Origin of the sequence: Microbacterium gorillae (genome assembly GCF_000826185.2) — a bacterium.
GTDB lineage: Bacteria > Actinomycetota > Actinomycetes > Actinomycetales > Microbacteriaceae > Microbacterium > Microbacterium gorillae.
Genome location: NZ_LN648872.1, coordinates 108798 through 125507, shown reverse-complemented (window position 1 = coordinate 125507; position 16710 = coordinate 108798). Strand labels below are relative to the sequence as shown.

15 protein-coding genes and 1 pseudogene are annotated in these 16710 nt (G+C 69.8%); 3 read left to right on the top strand and 13 right to left on the bottom strand.

Annotation, left to right across the window (positions count from 1 at the left end):
• Positions 1-34: 34 nt before the first annotated feature.
• On the top strand, positions 35-898 hold the full coding sequence (locus BN1193_RS02505) for an HhH-GPD family protein (protein ID WP_040163959.1): 864 nt from the start codon (positions 35-37) through the stop codon (positions 896-898).
• Between the two features lie 6 nt (positions 899-904).
• Here BN1193_RS02505 and BN1193_RS02500 read toward each other — a convergent pair whose 3' ends face one another.
• The 7 genes and pseudogenes from BN1193_RS02500 to BN1193_RS02470 all read right to left on the bottom strand — a co-directional run bounded on the left by BN1193_RS02500 (position 905) and on the right by BN1193_RS02470 (position 8343).
• On the bottom strand, positions 905-1300 hold the full coding sequence (locus tag BN1193_RS02500; RefSeq protein ID WP_230206381.1) for a VOC family protein: 396 nt from the start codon (positions 1298-1300) through the stop codon (positions 905-907).
• Positions 1301-1480: 180 nt separating this feature from the next.
• Entirely contained in the window at positions 1481-2158 is a 678-nt protein-coding gene (locus tag BN1193_RS02495; protein WP_052460355.1) for a hypothetical protein, read from the bottom strand.
• A gap of 153 nt (positions 2159-2311) precedes the next feature.
• Positions 2312-2761 carry a 30S ribosome-binding factor RbfA gene (gene rbfA, locus BN1193_RS02490; RefSeq protein ID WP_040163819.1) on the bottom strand — a complete coding sequence of 150 codons (450 nt, stop codon included), beginning with the start codon at positions 2759-2761 and terminating at the stop codon, positions 2312-2314.
• A gap of 183 nt (positions 2762-2944) precedes the next feature.
• A pseudogene (gene infB, locus BN1193_RS02485) lies at positions 2945-5780 on the bottom strand (translation initiation factor IF-2).
• A gap of 54 nt (positions 5781-5834) precedes the next feature.
• Positions 5835-6107, bottom strand: a complete 273-nt coding sequence (locus BN1193_RS02480) for a YlxR family protein (RefSeq protein ID WP_040163817.1) — start codon at positions 6105-6107, stop codon at positions 5835-5837.
• Positions 6108-6155: 48 nt separating this feature from the next.
• Positions 6156-7145 carry a transcription termination factor NusA gene (nusA, locus tag BN1193_RS02475; protein ID WP_040163816.1) on the bottom strand — a complete coding sequence of 330 codons (990 nt, stop codon included), beginning with the start codon at positions 7143-7145 and terminating at the stop codon, positions 6156-6158.
• A gap of 91 nt (positions 7146-7236) precedes the next feature.
• Positions 7237-8343, bottom strand: a complete 1107-nt coding sequence (locus BN1193_RS02470) for an LOG family protein (protein ID WP_094770228.1) — start codon at positions 8341-8343, stop codon at positions 7237-7239.
• A gap of 134 nt (positions 8344-8477) precedes the next feature.
• On the opposite strand from BN1193_RS02470, the gene BN1193_RS02465 reads away from it, so the two are divergent.
• Positions 8478-9290, top strand: a complete 813-nt coding sequence (locus tag BN1193_RS02465) for a DUF1206 domain-containing protein (RefSeq protein ID WP_040163814.1) — start codon at positions 8478-8480, stop codon at positions 9288-9290.
• 148 nt (positions 9291-9438) lie between these two features.
• On the opposite strand, the gene BN1193_RS02460 is transcribed toward BN1193_RS02465, so the two are convergent.
• Positions 9439-11193 (bottom strand): proline--tRNA ligase, encoded by a 1755-nt coding sequence (locus BN1193_RS02460; protein ID WP_040163812.1) that lies wholly within the window; start codon positions 11191-11193, stop codon positions 9439-9441.
• A gap of 55 nt (positions 11194-11248) precedes the next feature.
• Here BN1193_RS02460 and pcp point away from each other — a divergent pair, with 55 nt between their 5' ends.
• A complete protein-coding gene (gene pcp / locus BN1193_RS02455) occupies positions 11249-11878 on the top strand; it encodes a pyroglutamyl-peptidase I (protein WP_040163811.1) in 630 nt (209 codons plus the stop codon).
• Between the two features lie 109 nt (positions 11879-11987).
• On the opposite strand, the gene BN1193_RS02450 is transcribed toward pcp, so the two are convergent.
• The 5 genes from BN1193_RS02450 to ispG all read right to left on the bottom strand — a co-directional run bounded on the left by BN1193_RS02450 (position 11988) and on the right by ispG (position 16636).
• Positions 11988-12587 (bottom strand): GrpB family protein, encoded by a 600-nt coding sequence (locus BN1193_RS02450; protein WP_052460354.1) that lies wholly within the window; start codon positions 12585-12587, stop codon positions 11988-11990.
• Positions 12584-13456, bottom strand: coding sequence for an alanyl-tRNA editing protein (locus tag BN1193_RS02445; protein WP_040163809.1), 873 nt, complete (start codon positions 13454-13456; stop codon positions 12584-12586). Before BN1193_RS02445 ends, BN1193_RS02450 begins: the two co-directional genes overlap by 4 nt.
• Positions 13453-14457, bottom strand: a complete 1005-nt coding sequence (locus BN1193_RS17995) for a hypothetical protein (protein WP_040163808.1) — start codon at positions 14455-14457, stop codon at positions 13453-13455. Before BN1193_RS17995 ends, BN1193_RS02445 begins: the two co-directional genes overlap by 4 nt.
• A 56-nt stretch (positions 14458-14513) precedes the next feature.
• Positions 14514-15344 (bottom strand): serine protein kinase RIO, encoded by an 831-nt coding sequence (locus BN1193_RS02435; RefSeq protein WP_141396607.1) that lies wholly within the window; start codon positions 15342-15344, stop codon positions 14514-14516.
• A 161-nt stretch (positions 15345-15505) separates the two neighbouring features.
• Entirely contained in the window at positions 15506-16636 is a 1131-nt protein-coding gene (ispG, locus tag BN1193_RS02430) for a flavodoxin-dependent (E)-4-hydroxy-3-methylbut-2-enyl-diphosphate synthase (RefSeq protein ID WP_040163807.1), read from the bottom strand.
• Positions 16637-16710: the final 74 nt, after the last annotated feature.

Genomic DNA, 16710 nt, shown 5'->3' with positions numbered 1-16710 from the left:
CCGGACGGTCTTCGCTCGCTTAGGCTGGGTGATCGTGTCCGCCCTCTCCGACCGCCTGCTGCCCTGGTATCGCGCGAACCGCCGGGCTCTCCCGTGGCGGCGGCCCGACTTCGGCGCGTGGGGAATCCTGGTCAGCGAGTTCATGCTGCAGCAGACGCCGGTCACCCGCGTCATCCCGCGGCTCGCGCAATGGCTGGAGCGCTGGCCGCACCCGGCGGACCTCGCCACGGCGCCGCCGGCCGAAGCGGTCCGGGAATGGGCGAACCTCGGCTACCCGCGGCGCGCACTGTGGCTGCATCGCGCGGCCGTCGAGATCGTCGAGCGGCACGACGGCACGGTCCCGCCCGATGTCGACGCACTGCTGCAGCTGACCGGAATCGGCGACTACACCGCGCGAGCGGTCGCGGTGTTCGCCTACGGCCGTCGCGCTCCGGTCGTCGATACGAACACCCGCCGCGTCATCGCCCGCGCAGTGCACGGCCGCTCGCAGCCGGGCCCGGCGGCCAAGCGCGATCTGGACGAGATGTCCGCCCTGATGCCGATCGACGACGACGATGCGGCCGTCTTCAACGCGGCGGCGATGGAGCTGGGCGCCCTCGTCTGCATCGCGCGCACGCCGCGGTGCGAGCAGTGTCCGCTCGCCGAGGTGTGCGCGTGGCGGGCCGCCGGTTACCCGGACACCGGCGATGCCCGTCCGAAGCAGGCCCGCTATGAAGGCAGCGACCGGCAGGCCCGGGGAGCGGTGCTGCGCATCCTGCGGGACGCCGACACCGACGTTCCGCTGACGCTGATCATCCCGGATTGGGGCGATGGCGCCCAGCGCGACCGCGCGCTTCTGACGCTCGCCGCCGACGGTCTCATCGAGATCGACGGCGACGGCGCCCGCCTGCCGCGGTGAACCGGCTCACACCTTCGAGTTGAACCCCACCACGTTGCCCTCGGTGTCGATCACGAGAGAGCAGAAACCGAACTCCCCCATCGCGAATTTGTCGATCCGCTTCTGTCCGCCCGCCTTCTTCGCCCGCTCCTGCTGCACCTCGCAGTCGTCGGTGGCGAAGTAGATCAGCGTGCCCCCGATTCCCGGTGACATCCCGTTCATCTTCACCAGCACTCCACCGGTGCCGGTGCGCGTCACCTCGGCCGGGAACGCGAGCATCTGCATCTCGGTCGCCGTCGCCGCACCGGGCGGCGTGGTGACGGGCCTGAGGGTGATCCCCAGCACCGTCTCGTAGAAGGCTCGCGCCCGCTCCAGATCGTCCACGTACAGCTCGAACGACACCACGGGATTCGTATCCATCATCTGACTCCCCACCATGATCGTGATGCCCCCGCACGGTCCCCGGCATCTTTGCTGGGCGACGCTACGCCTCACAGCGGCGGACGGATAGACCCCTGGCCGGCCCGAAGCCGCACCATCAGCCGTCGACGCGGGAATGCTGCGACCCCGGCCGGTGCCGGTTGCCTCAGCGGCGGGAGCGGGTCACCCGCAGAACTCCATCGGGGCCCGGGACTGCAGCGTCAGGTCGATGCCGGTGACCTCGGGCACCTGCTGACCACCGAGATACAGCGTCCCCGCACCCCAGGGCACCGCGTAGCCGGTGAAGCCCTGGCCGTAGGTGGCGTCGGTCGCGCCCGGCAGAGCGGCGGGTACATCCGCCAACGCCGTGCCGATGCCGATGTCGTCCGCGGTGCGCGGGGTGGACTCCGCGTCGCCGCCGATCGAGATGGTGCCGACCCCGGTACCGTGGTCACCCGTGCTCTCGTCGTACTGCGCAGCGACGATCAGATCGGCACCCGGGGTGTGCGAGAAGAGCACCTTCGCATCCGGACCGGCAGGCCCATCGCCGCACCCGCGCGTCCACCCCAGCGCGGTCAGGGCGTAGGCGGTCGCCTCGAAATCCCCGCCCAGCACGACCGGGCCCACGCCCGTCTCGGTGATGACCCACGTGGACGGGTCGGCCGGGTCCGCCTCCGCCGTGGCGGACGGCGTCGGCGTCGGCGTCGGCGTCGGCGATGGCGCAGGTGCTGAGGTCGTCGGCGGAGCGGTGGGTGTCTGAGACGCGGACGGTGCCGCCGCACCCGCGCAGCCGGTCAGGACACCCGCGGTGAGCGCCACGAGCGCGAAGGCCAAGCCGCCACGCAGCTGCCGAGCGTTCATGTGGTTCCCCCTCGTCGACGGCCGGTCCGGCCCATCACCGTCATGATGGCATGGCCGCCCGCGCGGGCGAAGATCGCTCAGGACACGATCGTGCAACGCCGACGGGCGGGTCCGGACTCCTCGTCCGTCCCGCCCGTCGTGTCGCGGGGCGCCTCAGGCGCGTTCGTCCGCCTCGTCCTCGTCCAGCTCGCGCGGCTTGACGTAGGGGTCCTCATCCCCGGCATAGGCTGCACCGGCTGCGAGGCCGGCGACCGCCGCGTCGCGCTCGTGCGCCTCGCGCAGGAGGCTCGAGATGTGATCGGCGTTCTCCGGGAGGGCGTCCGGGATGAACTCCAGCGTCGGCACGAGGCGGACGCCGAGGCGCTTGCCGACCTCGGAACGCAGCATGCCGGTCGCCGCCTTCAGGGCGGCCGCGCTGTCGGCGCGCTCCTGGTCCGAGCCGTACACGGTGTAGAACACCGATGCGTGCTGCAGGTCACCGGTCATCCGGACGTCGGTGATCGTGACGAAGCCGAGCCGCGGGTCCCGCAGCCCCTTGTCGAGGCGCTCGGCGATGATGACGCGGACGCGATCGGACAGTCGTCCCTGTCGTTCTCCGGCCATGATGTCTCCTTTGCTCTGCGGACTCGCGCTCGTGCGCCAATCCAGCGTAGTCGTGCTCGCGAGACACCCAGGCACGTCCGAAACACCGCGCATCGCGGGGCGTCTCGGACGTGCTTGGGTGTTTCGCGGGGAAATGAGCGACCGCCCGCGGACCGGAGTCCGGGGCGGCCGCTCACATCGGGATCAGGAACGAGGCTTCTCGACCATTTCGGTGGTCTCGATCTCGTCGCCGATCTGGATGTCGTTGTACTTGCCCAGGCCGATACCGGCCTCGTAGTCCGTACGGACCTCGGTGACATCGTCCTTGAAGCGGCGCAGCGACTCGATGGCCAGGCCATCGGCGATGACGACGCCCTCGCGGATGACGCGGGCCTTGGAGTTGCGCGTGATCGTTCCCGACCGCACGATGACACCGGCGATGTTGCCGAACTTCGAGGACCGGAACACCTCGCGGATCTCCGCGACGCCCGACTGGACCTCTTCGTACTCCGGCTTGAGCATGCCCGTGAGCGCGTTCTCGATGTCCTCGATCGCCGAGTAGATGACCGAGTAGAACCGGATGTCCACGCCCTCGCGCTGAGCGCGCTCGCGTGCCTTCTGGTCCGGACGGACGTTGAAGCCCACGATGATCGCGTTGTCGATCGTCGCCAGGTCCACATCCGAGGACGTGATGGCACCCACACCGCGGTGGAGAATGCGCAGCTGCACCGAGTTGTCGACCTCGATCTTGAGCAGCGACTCCTCGAGCGCCTCGACGGCACCGGAGACGTCACCCTTGATGATGAGGTTGAGCGACTCGACCTTGCCCTCTTCGAGAGCACGGGTGAAGTCCTCGAGCGAGATGCGCTTGCGCGCCTTCGCCAGCTGGGCGTTGCGCTCGGCGGCCTCACGCTTCTCGGCGATCTGACGAGCCGTACGGTCGTCGTCGGTCACCAGGAACGTGTCACCGGCGCGCGGAACGCTGGACAGACCCTGCACCTGCACCGGACGTGCCGGGTAGGCCTCTTCGACGGCGTCGCCGTTCTCGTCGGCCATCGCACGGACGCGGCCGTAGGCCGTTCCGGCGACGATCGAGTCACCGACGCGCAGCGTTCCGGACTGGATGAGCACGGTGGCGACCGATCCGCGGCCCTTGTCGAGCTTGGCTTCGATCGCGATACCGCGAGCGTCCTTGTTCGGGTTGGCGCGGAGGTCCAGACCGGCGTCAGCGGTCAGCAGCACGGCGTTCAGGAGGTCCTGGATGCCGACGCCCTGGCGTGCCGAGACGTCCACGAACATGACGTCTCCGCCGTACTCCTCGGCGACGAGGCCATACTCGGTGAGCTGCTGGCGGACCTTCTGCGGGTTCGCGCCTTCCTTGTCGATCTTGTTGACCGCGACCACGATCGGCACGTTGGCCGACTGCGCGTGGTTCAGGGCCTCGACCGTCTGCGGCATGATGCCGTCGTCGGCCGCGACCACCAGGATCGCGATGTCGGTCACCTGCGCACCACGGGCACGCATGGCGGTGAACGCCTCGTGACCCGGGGTGTCGATGAACGTGACGGCCCGCTCGTGACCCTCGTGCTCGGTCCAGATCTGGTAGGCACCGATGTGCTGGGTGATGCCACCGGCCTCACCCGCGACGACGTTGGTCTGACGGATCGCGTCGAGCAGGCGCGTCTTACCGTGGTCGACGTGACCCATGACGGTCACCACCGGCGGACGGATCTCCAGGTCGGAGTCGTCCTCATCGGCCAGCTCCTGCTCGAGGTCCAGACCGAAGCCCTCCAGGAGCTCCTTGTCCTCGTCCTCGGGCGAGACCATCTGGATCTTGTAGCCGAGCTCGGCACCGAGAACCTCGAAGGTGGACTCGTCCAGCGACTCGGTGGCCGTGGCCATCTCACCCAGGTTGAACAGGATGGTCACCAGCGTGCCGGGCTGCACGGTGTAACCCGTGATCGCCTCGATCTTGTCGGCGAAGTCCGCGATGGATGAACCGCGACGCAGGCGGATCGTCTCGCCGTTACCGCGCGAGACGTTGACGCCGCCCACCATCGGGGCATCGCGCATCTCGAATTCTTGCCGCTTCGCCCGACGCGACTTGCGCTGCTTGGACTTGCCGCCGCCCTTACCGAACGCACCGGCTGTGCCACCACGACCGCGGCCACCGGGGCCGGGACGACCGGCGAAACCTCCGGCCGGACGCTGGAAGCCCGTACCCGCACCGCCACCGGCACCGCCGGGACGACCCGGACCGCCCGGGCGCTGCTGGAACGGGGCGCCACCGGGACGACCGCCACCGCCACCGGGACGACCCGGACGGGGTGAACCCGGACGAGGCGAACCCGGACGGGGAGCCTGCGGACGCGGGATGTTGCCGGGGGTCGGGCGCTGACCCATGCCCTGGCTGGACGCGAACGGGTTGTTGCCCGGACGGGGACCGGAGGGGCGCTGGCCCATGCCCTGGCTGGACGCGAACGGGTTGTTACCCGGACGGGGACCGCCGGCCGGGGGGGCGCTGGCCCATGCCCTGGCTGGACGCGAACGGGTTGTTACCCGGACGGGGACCGCCGGGCCGGGGACCGGGGGTCGGTGCCCCGGGGCGCGGAGCGGAGCTCGCGCCGCCGTCACCCTTGCCGGCCGGGGCTGGTGCGGCGTCGGACTTCGGCGCCGGCTGAGCACCCGGCTTCGGCGCGGACGCCGCCGGCTTCTCCGCCGCGGGCTTCTCGGCCGCGGGGGCGGGCGCCGGCTTGGGGCCGGGCTTCGGACCCGGCTTCGGACCGGGCTTGGCAGCACCGGCGCCGGGCTGAGCCGCACCGGGCTTGGCCGCGGTCGGCTTCGCACCTGCGGCTGCAGGCGCGTCGTTCTTGGCGCCGTCCGCCTCGAGGGCAGCACGGAGCTTGCGAGCCACGGGGGGCTCGATGGTCGAGGACGGGGACTTGACGAACTCCCCGAGTTCCTTCAGTTTCGCAAGGGCGACCTTGCTGTCGACGCCGAGTTCGGAAGCGATCTCGTGCACGCGTGGTTTGGCAGCCACATTTCTCCTGTCTGGGTCCACCCAGGCAGGGCAGACCGTTCTAGCGGACGGGTCTCATTTCGAGCCGTTCACTTTGTTTCCATAGCCGTTCAGCCGTTTCTCGATGGTCTGCGTGTCCAGTACTCCGGACACACGGAGTGCTCGCACGAACGCCCGGCGTTGCAGTGCCTTCTCCAGGCACTCGGCCTCGTCGTGCACCCACGCTCCCCTGCCGGGCAGAGATCCGCGCTCATCGAAGACGAGTGAGGAATCTTTGACCACGACCCGCAGAAGAGCGGAACGGGAAGCACGTGTGCGGCAACCGACGCACGTCCGTACGGGTTCCATTCTACACCTCCCCGAGCGGCCGAACCGCCCGGTGTGTCGCGCCGTGCGTCAGTTCTCGTCGAGGATCGAATCGGGCTGGATGTCGATCTTCGCGCCGGTCAGCTTGGCGGCGAGGCGGGCGTTCTGCCCCTCCTTGCCGATCGCGAGGGACAGCTGGTAATCCGGCACCAGGGCGCGGACCGCCTTGGTCGCGGCGTCCAGCACGAAGGCCGAGGTCACCTTCGCCGGCGACAGCGCGCTGGCGACGAAGGACGGCAGGTCCGGGCTGTAGTCGACGATGTCGATCTTCTCGCCGGAGAGCTCCTCGGTGACCGCGCGCACGCGGCGGCCGAGCTCTCCGATGCACGCGCCCTTGGCGTTGATCGCGGGGTCGCTGGCCAGGACCGCGATCTTGGTGCGGTGGCCGGCCTCGCGGGCGAGCGACTCGATCGTCACGACACCGCTGGCGATCTCCGGCACCTCGAGGGCGAACAGCTTGCGAACGAGGCCCGGGTGCGTCCGGGACACCGTGATCTGCGGGCCCTTGGTGCCCTTGGCGACGCTCGTGACGTAGACGCGGATGCGCTGACCGTGCGAGTAGTCCTCACCCGGCACCTGCTCCTCGGGAGGAAGGATCGCCTCGACCGAGCCGAGGTCGACGTGGATCATCTTCGGGTTCGGACCCTGCTGGATCACGCCCGCGACGATGTCGCCCTCCTTGCCGCGGAACTCGCCGAGCACGGCGTCGTCGGCGATGTCGCGCAGGCGCTGGCTGATGACCTGCTTGGCCGCGTATGCCGCGATCCGGCCGAAGTCATCGGGCATGTGCTCTTCTTCGCCGATGATGGCGCCTTCGTCGTCCGTGACGGGAACGTAGACGGCGACGTGACCGGTCCTGCGGTCCAGGGAGGCGCGGGCGCCCTCGATCGGCTCACCGGTCGGAGAGGTGTGCTTCGCGTACGCGGTCAGCACGGCCTGCTCGATGATCCGCGCCAGTTCGTCGAACGGGATCTCCTTCTCACGCTCGATGGTGCGCAGCAGTCCGAGATCGATCTCCACGAGGGCCTCCCTATTCAGCTCTTCGCCCGCGACGGGGCATCCGTACAGTCTACCCGAGCGCTCGGCACCTCGAACCGGGTGTCCACGGCCGTCAGGCGTGCGGGTCCGGATTGTTCGTTCCGGCGGTCACACGCGCCGGCGCGGAGGGCAGGTCGTTGATCGCGCGGATGACGTGGAACAGGTGTCCGACCTTGTACGGGTTGAAATGCATGACCAGCCGCGGCAGATCGGGCACGTCACCGTCGGCCACTTCGGGGGCCAGCGGACCGCGCGCCTCGATCCGACCGGAGCTGAGCAGGTTTCCGAAGCGCGCGTTCAGCTCGTCCACCTCCGCCGGGGTCGGTGGGGCGTTCAGGCGGAGCACGAGCAGATCCCCCACCCACCGCAGCGAATCGTAGTTCCGCCAGAAGCCGGTGATCTCGGCCTCAGCCGCTTCAACCGAATCCGTGATCAGTACACGGTCGAGGTCGTCGGCGGAGACCACGCCGGACGGGATCATCTGCTCCGTGACGAAGCGCTTCAGGCCCTGCCAGAACGTTCCGCCCTTCTCATCCAGCAGCACGATCGGCACCGGCTCGGCCTTGCCGGTCTGCTGCAGGGTGAGCAGCTCGAACATCTCGTCCATCGTGCCGAAGCCGCCCGGGACGCAGACGAAGCCGCTGGATTCCTTCATCAGCATGAGCTTGCGGGTGAAGAAGTACTTCATCGCCACGTGGTGGGCGCCGTTCGCCATCGCGTCATTCGGCTTCTCCTCGAACGGCAGCCGGATGGACACGCCGATCGCGCTGTCCGGTCCCGCGCCCTCGGCCGCGGCCTGCATGATGCCGGGCCCGGCACCCGTGATGACCATCCAGCCGGCTCGCGCGAGCTGGGCGGCGATGTCATGTGCGGCGCGGTACAGCGGGTCGTCCGATTTCGTGCGGGCGGACCCGAACACGGTGACCTTCGGCACGCCCGTGAACGGCTGGTACAGGCGGAAGGCGTCGCGCATCTCGGCGAGTGCGGACGCCGTGATCTTGAGGTTCAATCGCTCGGTGCCGTCGCGGCCGAGCTCCAGCCCGGTCTCCAGGATGCGGCGGATCAGGGACGCGTTCGCGCTCACCCCCGCCTCCGTGATGAGGTGGCGCAGGTCCGCGACGACCGCCGGCGGGAGCCCGTCATCCTCGATGTCGGCGTCGATCTCGGTGTGTTCGGTCATGGCCCCTCCGGTTCTCGCTGCATCCAGACTGTCATGCTCCGGGGCGGTCGGCGCGCTCCCGAGCGGGATCACTGACCCACCTCCCGCCGCCGTCGCGCGCGCCGTACTGTGAAGGGGCACGAGGACGGGGACGCATGGGCGAGGTCAAGCAGAAGGCTGCCGAAGCGCAGCGCAGTTCCACGGTCCGCGCGCTCGCTCGCGGCGGCTTCGTGGCCACGGGTGCGGTGCACGTGATCATCGGGATCATCGCGCTGGTGATCGCGTTCGGCGGACGGGCCGACGGCGACCAGAACGGCGCCCTGGCCGCGATCGCCGGTGCGCCCTTCGGCTTCGTCCTGCTGTGGGTCATCGCCATCGCGCTGTGGGGACTCGCCGTCTACTACCTGCTGGACGGGCTGCTCGTCTTCGGCGGGGGCGGCGCCAAGGGCGAAGCCAAGAAGTGGGGCCGGCGCGTGACCGCGTGGGCGAAGGCGATCGCGTACGCCGCCGTCGGATTCACGTCGGCGAAGATCGCGATGGGCGCCCGCAGCAACGGCGACAAGTCCGCGCAGACCGCCAGCCAGGACGTGCTGCACCTGCCCGGCGGACCGATCGTGCTCGGTCTCGTCGGTGTGGCGATCGCCGCGGTCGGCATCGGTTTCGGCGTGATCGGCATCCGACGCGGCTTCGAGAAGACGATGAGCATCCCGGACGGCACGGGCCGCTCCACCGTGCTCGCACTCGGCTTGATCGGCTACCTGGCCAAGGGAATCGCCCTGCTCATCATGGGCATCCTGATCCTCACCGCGGCGATCACCTCAGACCCGGATAAAGCCGGCGGCATGGACGGCGCGCTGCACACTCTGATGGGCACGCCCCTGGGTCCCGTCAGCGTCGCGGTCGTCGGCATCGGCCTGATCGCGTACGGCCTGTTCTGCATGCTGCGGGCGCGTTACGAGGACCTCTGATCCCGCGCCCGTCGCTCCCACTTCCGTCACTTCGATCGCGCGACAACTGTCGCGGATGAGAGCGACCCGGGGTTGCTCTCATCCGCGACAGTTCTGCGGCGCTGGAAGTGCCGAAGATGAGAGCGTCCGGGATGTCGGTACGTGTGTGTCAGGCGGTGAGGCGGGCGATCGCGTCGGCGATCGGTAGGGTCTCGCGCTCGCCGGAGCGGCGGTCCCACAGCTCACCCTCGCCGTCCGCCGCGCCGCGGCCGATGACGAGCACGCGCGGGACGCCGATCAGCTCGGCATCACCGAACTTCACGCCCGGCGACGTCTTCGGACGGTCGTCGTAGAGGACGTCCTTGCCGGCCGCCTCGAGGTCGGCGGCGGCCTTCTCGGCCAGCTCGAACGCGAGCTGGTCGCGACCGGCGGCGACGACGTGCACGTCGAACGGAGCGATCGCCTCGGGCCAGACGAGACCCTTGTAGTCGTTGTTCAGCTCCGCGAGCGCCGCGAGGATGCGGGTCACGCCGATGCCGTACGAGCCCATCGTGACGGTGACGAGCTTGCCGTTCTCGTCCAGGACCTTCAGTCCCAGCGTCTCGGCGAAGAAGCGACCGAGCTGGAAGACGTGTCCGATCTCCATGCCGCGGGCGAGCTCGACGGCTCCGGAGCCGTCCGGTGCCGGGTCTCCGGCGCGGACGTTCGCGACGTCGATCGTGCCGTCGGCGGTGAAGTCCCGTCCGGCCACGAGCGAGTGCACGTGCTTCTGGTCGATGTTGGCTCCGGTGATCCAGCTCGTGCCGTCGGCGACGCGCGGGTCCAGCAGGTAGCGGATCCCGGTCGCGGACTCCTCGCCGAGGATCGCACCCTGCTCGGACCACGGACCGATGTAGCCCTTGACCAGCAGCGGGTTGCGCTCGAAGTCCTCCGCCGTCGCCGGCTCCGCCTCGGCGGGCGCGAAGGCGACTTCGAGCCGCTTGTCGTCGATCTCGCGGTCACCGGGCACGCCGACCACGACGAGCTCGCGCGTGCCGTCCGGGTGCGTCAGGGCCAGGACCACGTTCTTCAGCGTGTCCGCGGCGGTGTACTCGCCGTCCAGGACCTCGTTCGTGTGCGCCACGAGCGTCTCGATCGTGGGCGTGTTCGGCGAGTCGTAGATGACCGGCTCGGGGAGTCCGTCGAAGGAGCGGGCCTCGGGCGCGGTGGTGACGTACGCCTCGACGTTGGCCGCGTAGCCACCGGCGGAGCGGACGAAGGTGTCCTCACCGACGGCCGTCGGGTGCAGGAACTCCTCGCTGCGAGCGCCCCCCATCAGGCCGTTGTCGGCGTTGACGATGACGTACTCCATGCCCAGGCGCTGGAAGATGCGCTCGTAGGCGTCCCGCTGGGCCTGGTAGGAGCGCTCGAGACCGGCGTCGCTGGCGTCGAACGAGTACGCGTCCTTCATCGTGAACTCACGACCGCGCAGGAGGCCCGCGCGCGGGCGCGCCTCATCGCGGTACTTGTCCTGGATCTGGTAGATCGTCAGCGGCAGGTCCTTGTACGAGGAGTACAGGTCCTTCACCAGCAGGGTGAACATCTCCTCGTGCGTCGGCGCGAGGAGGTAGTCGGCACCCTTGCGATCCTGCAGGCGGAAGATGCCGTCGCCGTAGGTGGTCCAGCGTCCGGACGCCTCGTACGGGTCGCGCGGCAGCAGCGCCGGGAAGTGCACTTCGAAGGCACCGGCGTTGCCCATCTCCTCGCGGATGATGGCCTCGATGCGGCCCTTGACCTTCAGGCCCAGTGGCAACCAGGTGAAGATGCCCGGGGCGGCGCGACGGATGTACCCGGCGCGCACGAGCAACTTGTGGCTCGTGACTTCGGCGTCGGCGGGGTCGTCGCGGAGGGTGCGGAGGAAGTAATTCGACAGACGTGTGACCACCCGTCCATCCTATTCCGCCGTCGGAGCGCTCCCCTGCGGCCGCTAGCGTGGGGACATGGCGATCGTGCTGCTGACCGGCTTCGACCCCTTCGCGGGAGATGCGACCAACCCGAGCGGAGACGCCGTGCGTGCGGTCGCCGCGCAGTGGAGCGGGCCGGACGAGCTCGTCGCGGAGATCCTTCCCGTCGCGTTCACGTCCTCCGCGGTCCGGCTGCGTGAGCTCATCAGCCGGCACTCCCCCGACGTGGTGATCTCGGTCGGACTCGCCGGCGGACGATCCGCGGTGTCGGTGGAGCGGGTCGCGGTGAACCTGCAGGACGCTCGCATTCCGGATAACGACGGTGCTCAGCCGATCGATGTGCCATCCGTGCCCGGGGCGGCCGCGGCAGGGTTCGCGACCCTGCCGGTGAAGGCCGTCGCCGCCGCGATCTCGGCGGCCGACATCCCCGCCGCAGTGTCCCTGACGGCGGGCACCTTCGTCTGCAACCACGTCTTCGCCACCGGACTGGACGCGGCCCCGCACGCGCGCGTCGGCTTCATCCACGTCCCGTGGGACACCGAACACGCCCCGGAAGACACGCCCTCCCTGCCGGCGGCCGACCTCGTCCGCGCCGTCCGCATCGCCGTCGACACCGCCCTCGCCGGAGGTCCGGACCTGTCCACCTCGGCCGGCACCCTGCACTGACCCGCCGCCGCCGACACACGAGCGGGGATCATCCCCGACACGCCGTGCGTGTGGCCGTATGCTGCGGCATGTCGGGCGCGGGACCCGCCGCTGTGTTCGGGGAGGGATGTCAGTCGGCTGCAGGCCAGCCCATCTCGCGCTGCGCCTCGTCCAGGAAGGCGGACTTCCCTCGGGTGTAATCGTCGTAGTCCGCGTCGTCGGCGTGCCGCGCGACGAGCGCTGATTTCACCGCGAGATAGCGCGCGGCGTGAGCGGGATCCGCCCGCAGCCAGTCCCGGAAGGCGAGGACGAACGCCGCGAACGGTGAATCGGTGCGGCGAACGTGCAGGATCGTCGTCGGCTCACCGTCCGGTCCGCGCCGGCCCAGCATGCGCTTGACGTGCGTGCGGGGATCGGGGTCGGTGTCCGGGCGCGGAATGTCGGAGGTCACGCCGGGCGAATCCGCTCGGGAGCCGACCGCGACGGGTTCGTAGCCGAGGGGCGCCAGAGCGTCGCCGAGCGCGGCGAGGGTCGGCAGCACGGGCACGCGCGCCTGCAGATCGAGGATCGGCTTGGCTGCCAGCCCCGGGACCGAGGTCGATCCGATGTGCTCGACGTCCGTCCCCGCGTCGGCGAGCCCGCGCAGCGCGACGCGAACGCGGTCCGCTTCCGCCGCCCCGCGTTCCGCCCATTCCGGCGTGGAAGAGACCAGCCGCGCGGGATGACTCATTCCGCCGGAACGGCCGTGGTCGTCATGACGACGGTCTGCGCATCCGGCTGCGCGAAGGAGACGGACACTTCGGCGAACTCACCGAGGGAGGACACGTGCGTGCCGCCGCACAGGATCGCCGCCTCACCCTCCGGCAGGACGCAGTGCCAGGTGCGCCGGTCCACGATCGTCGGCCCGTCGGTCTCGATCCGGCTGAGCGCACCGGAGGCGACCCATTCCCGCAGCTTCGCATTGATGACGTCCCGGTGCGCATCGAGGTCCGCGGCGAACGAGGCGGCATCGAAACCCGATCTGCGCAGGCTCTTGCCGAGGCGGTACTCGTCGACGCTGCCGTCCGGCCGGATGCGCGAGGACTGCCCGGCCCGCAGGTCGAAGTTCGCCGCTCCCAACGCGTCCAGGCCGATGTCCTTGGACCACAGACCGGTCGTCGCCGCGTTCAACGCCAACGCGGCCAGGTGGCAGGCGGAGTGCCCACGGCTGAGGGCTGCCCTCCGCGCAGCGTCGACCTCGGCGTCGACGGTCGCCCCGACGGCCAGCTCGACGGGTGCATCCGGGCGATCCAACCGGTGGGCGACCAGCCAGGTCCAGCCGTCCTCGCCACGCTTGACCGGGATCTCCGTCCCGATGGCCACGGCGCCGTGTGCATCCACCGCCGCCATGAGCGTGTCCACGACGGCGTGCTCGACGCCTCCGGCGCGCAGGATGCCGGTGTCGCCCGGCTGGTCCGGCCACGTGTGATCGACCGGGTGGAAGGGGGTCTCATCGAGCACGACCACGGCTCCGTCGGCGTCGTGGTGGACGAGCACGACCGTCCCGGTGCCGTGCACGGCACCGGATGCGAAGGTGACGCGGGTATCGGCGACGCTCATTCGCCCTCCTCGGGGCTCGGGGTCGGACGCGGGGTCGCGTCCCGGATCATGGCGGCGGCGATGTCGGTCAACTCCGCCGTCGTGACCGAGGATGAGCCCGTGACCAGGACCGTGTTATCGCCCTCCGTCGCGTACACCCCGGGTCCCGCTTCGCCTTCGGTGAGGTAAGCGGCGTCCGCGCCCGGGACCTCCATGGGCTCCAGACCGAGATCGGGGAGTTCGGCGGCGGCGAAGCCCGGCATCACGACGACGCGCGCGGCTTTGCCGTCCGCACCGAGGCCGCAGTACCCCAGAGCGCCATGCGCGGTCAGGACGGCGTTGACGTGACCGCTCGGGTTCACATCGCTCGGGTAACCCTCCGTCGGATCGGTCCATCCCGCGGCCGCGGCCGCGCGCGTGGCCACCTCCGCGCAGGACGGGAGCGCCCACGAACCCGGCGGGTACTCCGCGGCCCGCGACGAGCCCGCATCGATCAGGCGTGCCCCGACGTTCGCGAGGAGCGACTTCACCGCATCCTCCGTCGGTGCGGACACACTGAGCCAGTTCTCCCCCGCGGTGACGGCCGCGTCGCAGGTCTGGTCCGGGCCACAGGTGACCGTGTCGTTCTCCGCGACCACCGCCTCCGGCACGATCGCCGACGGCAGCACCGACACCGAGATCGTGCCCCCGATGCCGGACCACTGGCAGGACATCCCGCCGGACGCGTGCAACTGCGCCTGGTACAGCACGGCCTGCGGGCTCGACCGATCCGACCCGACGGCCTGCGTGCCTTCGCCGAGCAGGTCGACGAGGTCGTCGACGCTGAGCAGTTGCGAACAGTCTCCATCGAAGGGGACCTCAGCGGCGGCCGGGGTCGCCGTGGGTGCCGGTTCCGGCTCCTGCGCATCCGCCGACGCGGACGGCGACGTGGTCGGGGGCGGGGTCGACGCCTGCGGCGCACAGCCGGCCACCAAGCCCACTGCCGCCACGAGGAGCAGGGAGCCGATCAGCCGCGAACGCATGATTCGATCATAGGCAACCGCGACGCCCCGTCTGCCCCGGCATCCCCAGTCCGGTCTCACCAGAGCTGGGCGATCACCTCGCCGAACACCTCGTCCGCATCCACCGTGCACCCGCGCCGAGCGAACCATTCGCACACGTTCTTGACGTCGCGATGCAGGAAGTCCACCCCGGTCGGATTGGCCGCGAGATCGACCACCTGCGGCAGGTCGATCACCACGACCCGTCCTCGATGCAGGAGGAGGTTGTAGGCGGAGAGGTCCCCGTGGGCGAGGCCGGCCCGGGAGAACGCGCACAGGATCTCCCGGACCTGCCCGAGGGCGTCATCCAGTTCGGCGCCGCGCAACCGCGTCTGCGCGAGCCGCGGCGCAGCCACCCGACCGTCGCCGATGAATTCGAGCAGCACCTCGGTCCCGCTCACCTGCACCGGGTAGGGAACGGGGACGCCGGCGGCGTACGCGGCCGAGAGCGCCGCGAACTCGGATGCCGCCCAGTGCCCGGCCGAGACCGCCCGGCCGTACGAGGACTTCTTCGCGACCGCGCGCTGGTCGCGTGAGCGACGGAGCTTGCGACCCTCTTCGTACTGACCGGAGCGATGGAAGTCGCTGGTGTCGGCACCGCGGTACCGCTTGGCGGCGAGGAGACACCCGGGGGTGTCCGGCACAGCCCGCTCGATGAGGAAGACGTCGGCCTCCTTGCCGGTCTTGACGACGCCGAGTTCGGTGTCGAAGGCGCCGGCGGAGGTCACCAACCAGTCCGGGTGCGGCAGCGGACCGCGCTCGGTGGGTGAGGATGCGGGCCACGTGGACCAGCGCTGATCGGGACCCGGCTCGCGGGTGTCGAAGGACAGGGACGATTCGGACGCGGACGCGTCGCGGAAGAAGGTCATGCGGTTACTCCGGACAGGAGGCCGCGCGTGTCAGAGAGCGACGGCCTCGCGAAGGTGAGGAATCTGCGAAGGCATGCTGAAGGCAACCATGGTCATCGCTCCTCTCGTCCGGTGTTCGTGTTCAGTGCCACGCTAGCGCGCGTGGCGCGCTCACTCAAGGCTCAGCTGGTGAGCACCTGCGCGGTGCCGATCGGGGCGTTCGGCCCCATCTCGTCCGCGATCCGGTTCGCCTCTTCGATCAGCGTGGCCACGATGTCCGATTCCGGAACGGTCTTGATGACCTTGCCCTTGACGAAGATCTGTCCCTTGCCATTGCCGCTGGCGACGCCGAGATCGGCTTCGCGAGCCTCTCCGGGTCCGTTGACCACGCAGCCCATGACGGCCACACGCAGCGGCACGGTCATGTCCTTCAGACCCTCCGTGACGTTGTCGGCGAGCGTGTAGACGTCCACCTGTGCGCGTCCGCAGGACGGGCACGAGACGATCTCCAGCTTGCGTTCGCGCAGGTTCAGCGACTGCAGGATCTGGTGGCCGACCTTGACCTCCTCCGCCGGCGGAGCCGACAGCGAGACGCGGATGGTGTCACCGATCCCCTCGGCGAGGAGGATGCCGAACGCGGTGGCCGATTTGATCGTCCCCTGGAAGGCGGGTCCGGCCTCGGTGACGCCGAGATGCAGCGGCCAGTCGCCCCGCTCCGCGAGCATCCGATAAGCCTTGACCATCACGATCGGGTCGTTGTGCTTGACCGAGATCTTGAAGTCGTGGAAGTCGTGCTCCTCGAACAGGCTCGCCTCCCACACGGCGCTCTCCACGAGCGCTTCCGCGGTGGCCTTGCCGTACTTCTCCAGCAGGCGCTTGTCCAGGGAACCGGCGTTCACGCCGATGCGCAGCGAGACACCCGCATCCTTGGCGGCCTTCGCGATCTGGCCGACGTTGCCGTCGAACTCGCGGATGTTGCCGGGGTTCACACGCACCGCACCGCAGCCGGCGTCGATCGCGGTGTAGATGTAGCGGGGCTGGAAGTGGATGTCAGCGATGACCGGGATCTGGCTCTTCAGCGCGATGACCTTGAGGGCGTCGGCGTCGTCCTGGTGCGGCACCGCGACGCGCACGATCTCGCATCCGGAGGCGGTCAGCTCCGCGATCTGCTGCAGCGTGGCGTTGATGTCGGTCGTCTTGGTCGTCGTCATGGACTGGACGCTGACCGGAGCATCGCCACCGACGAGGACCTTTCCGACCCGGATCTGCCGGCTCTTGCGGCGGGGGCTGAGGACCTCACGGGCGGTGGGCATACCGAGATTGACTGCTGGCACCCGCCCAGCCTACGCCGCCGGGACCGAGCGCGGCCTGTACGGGCGCGGCCGGG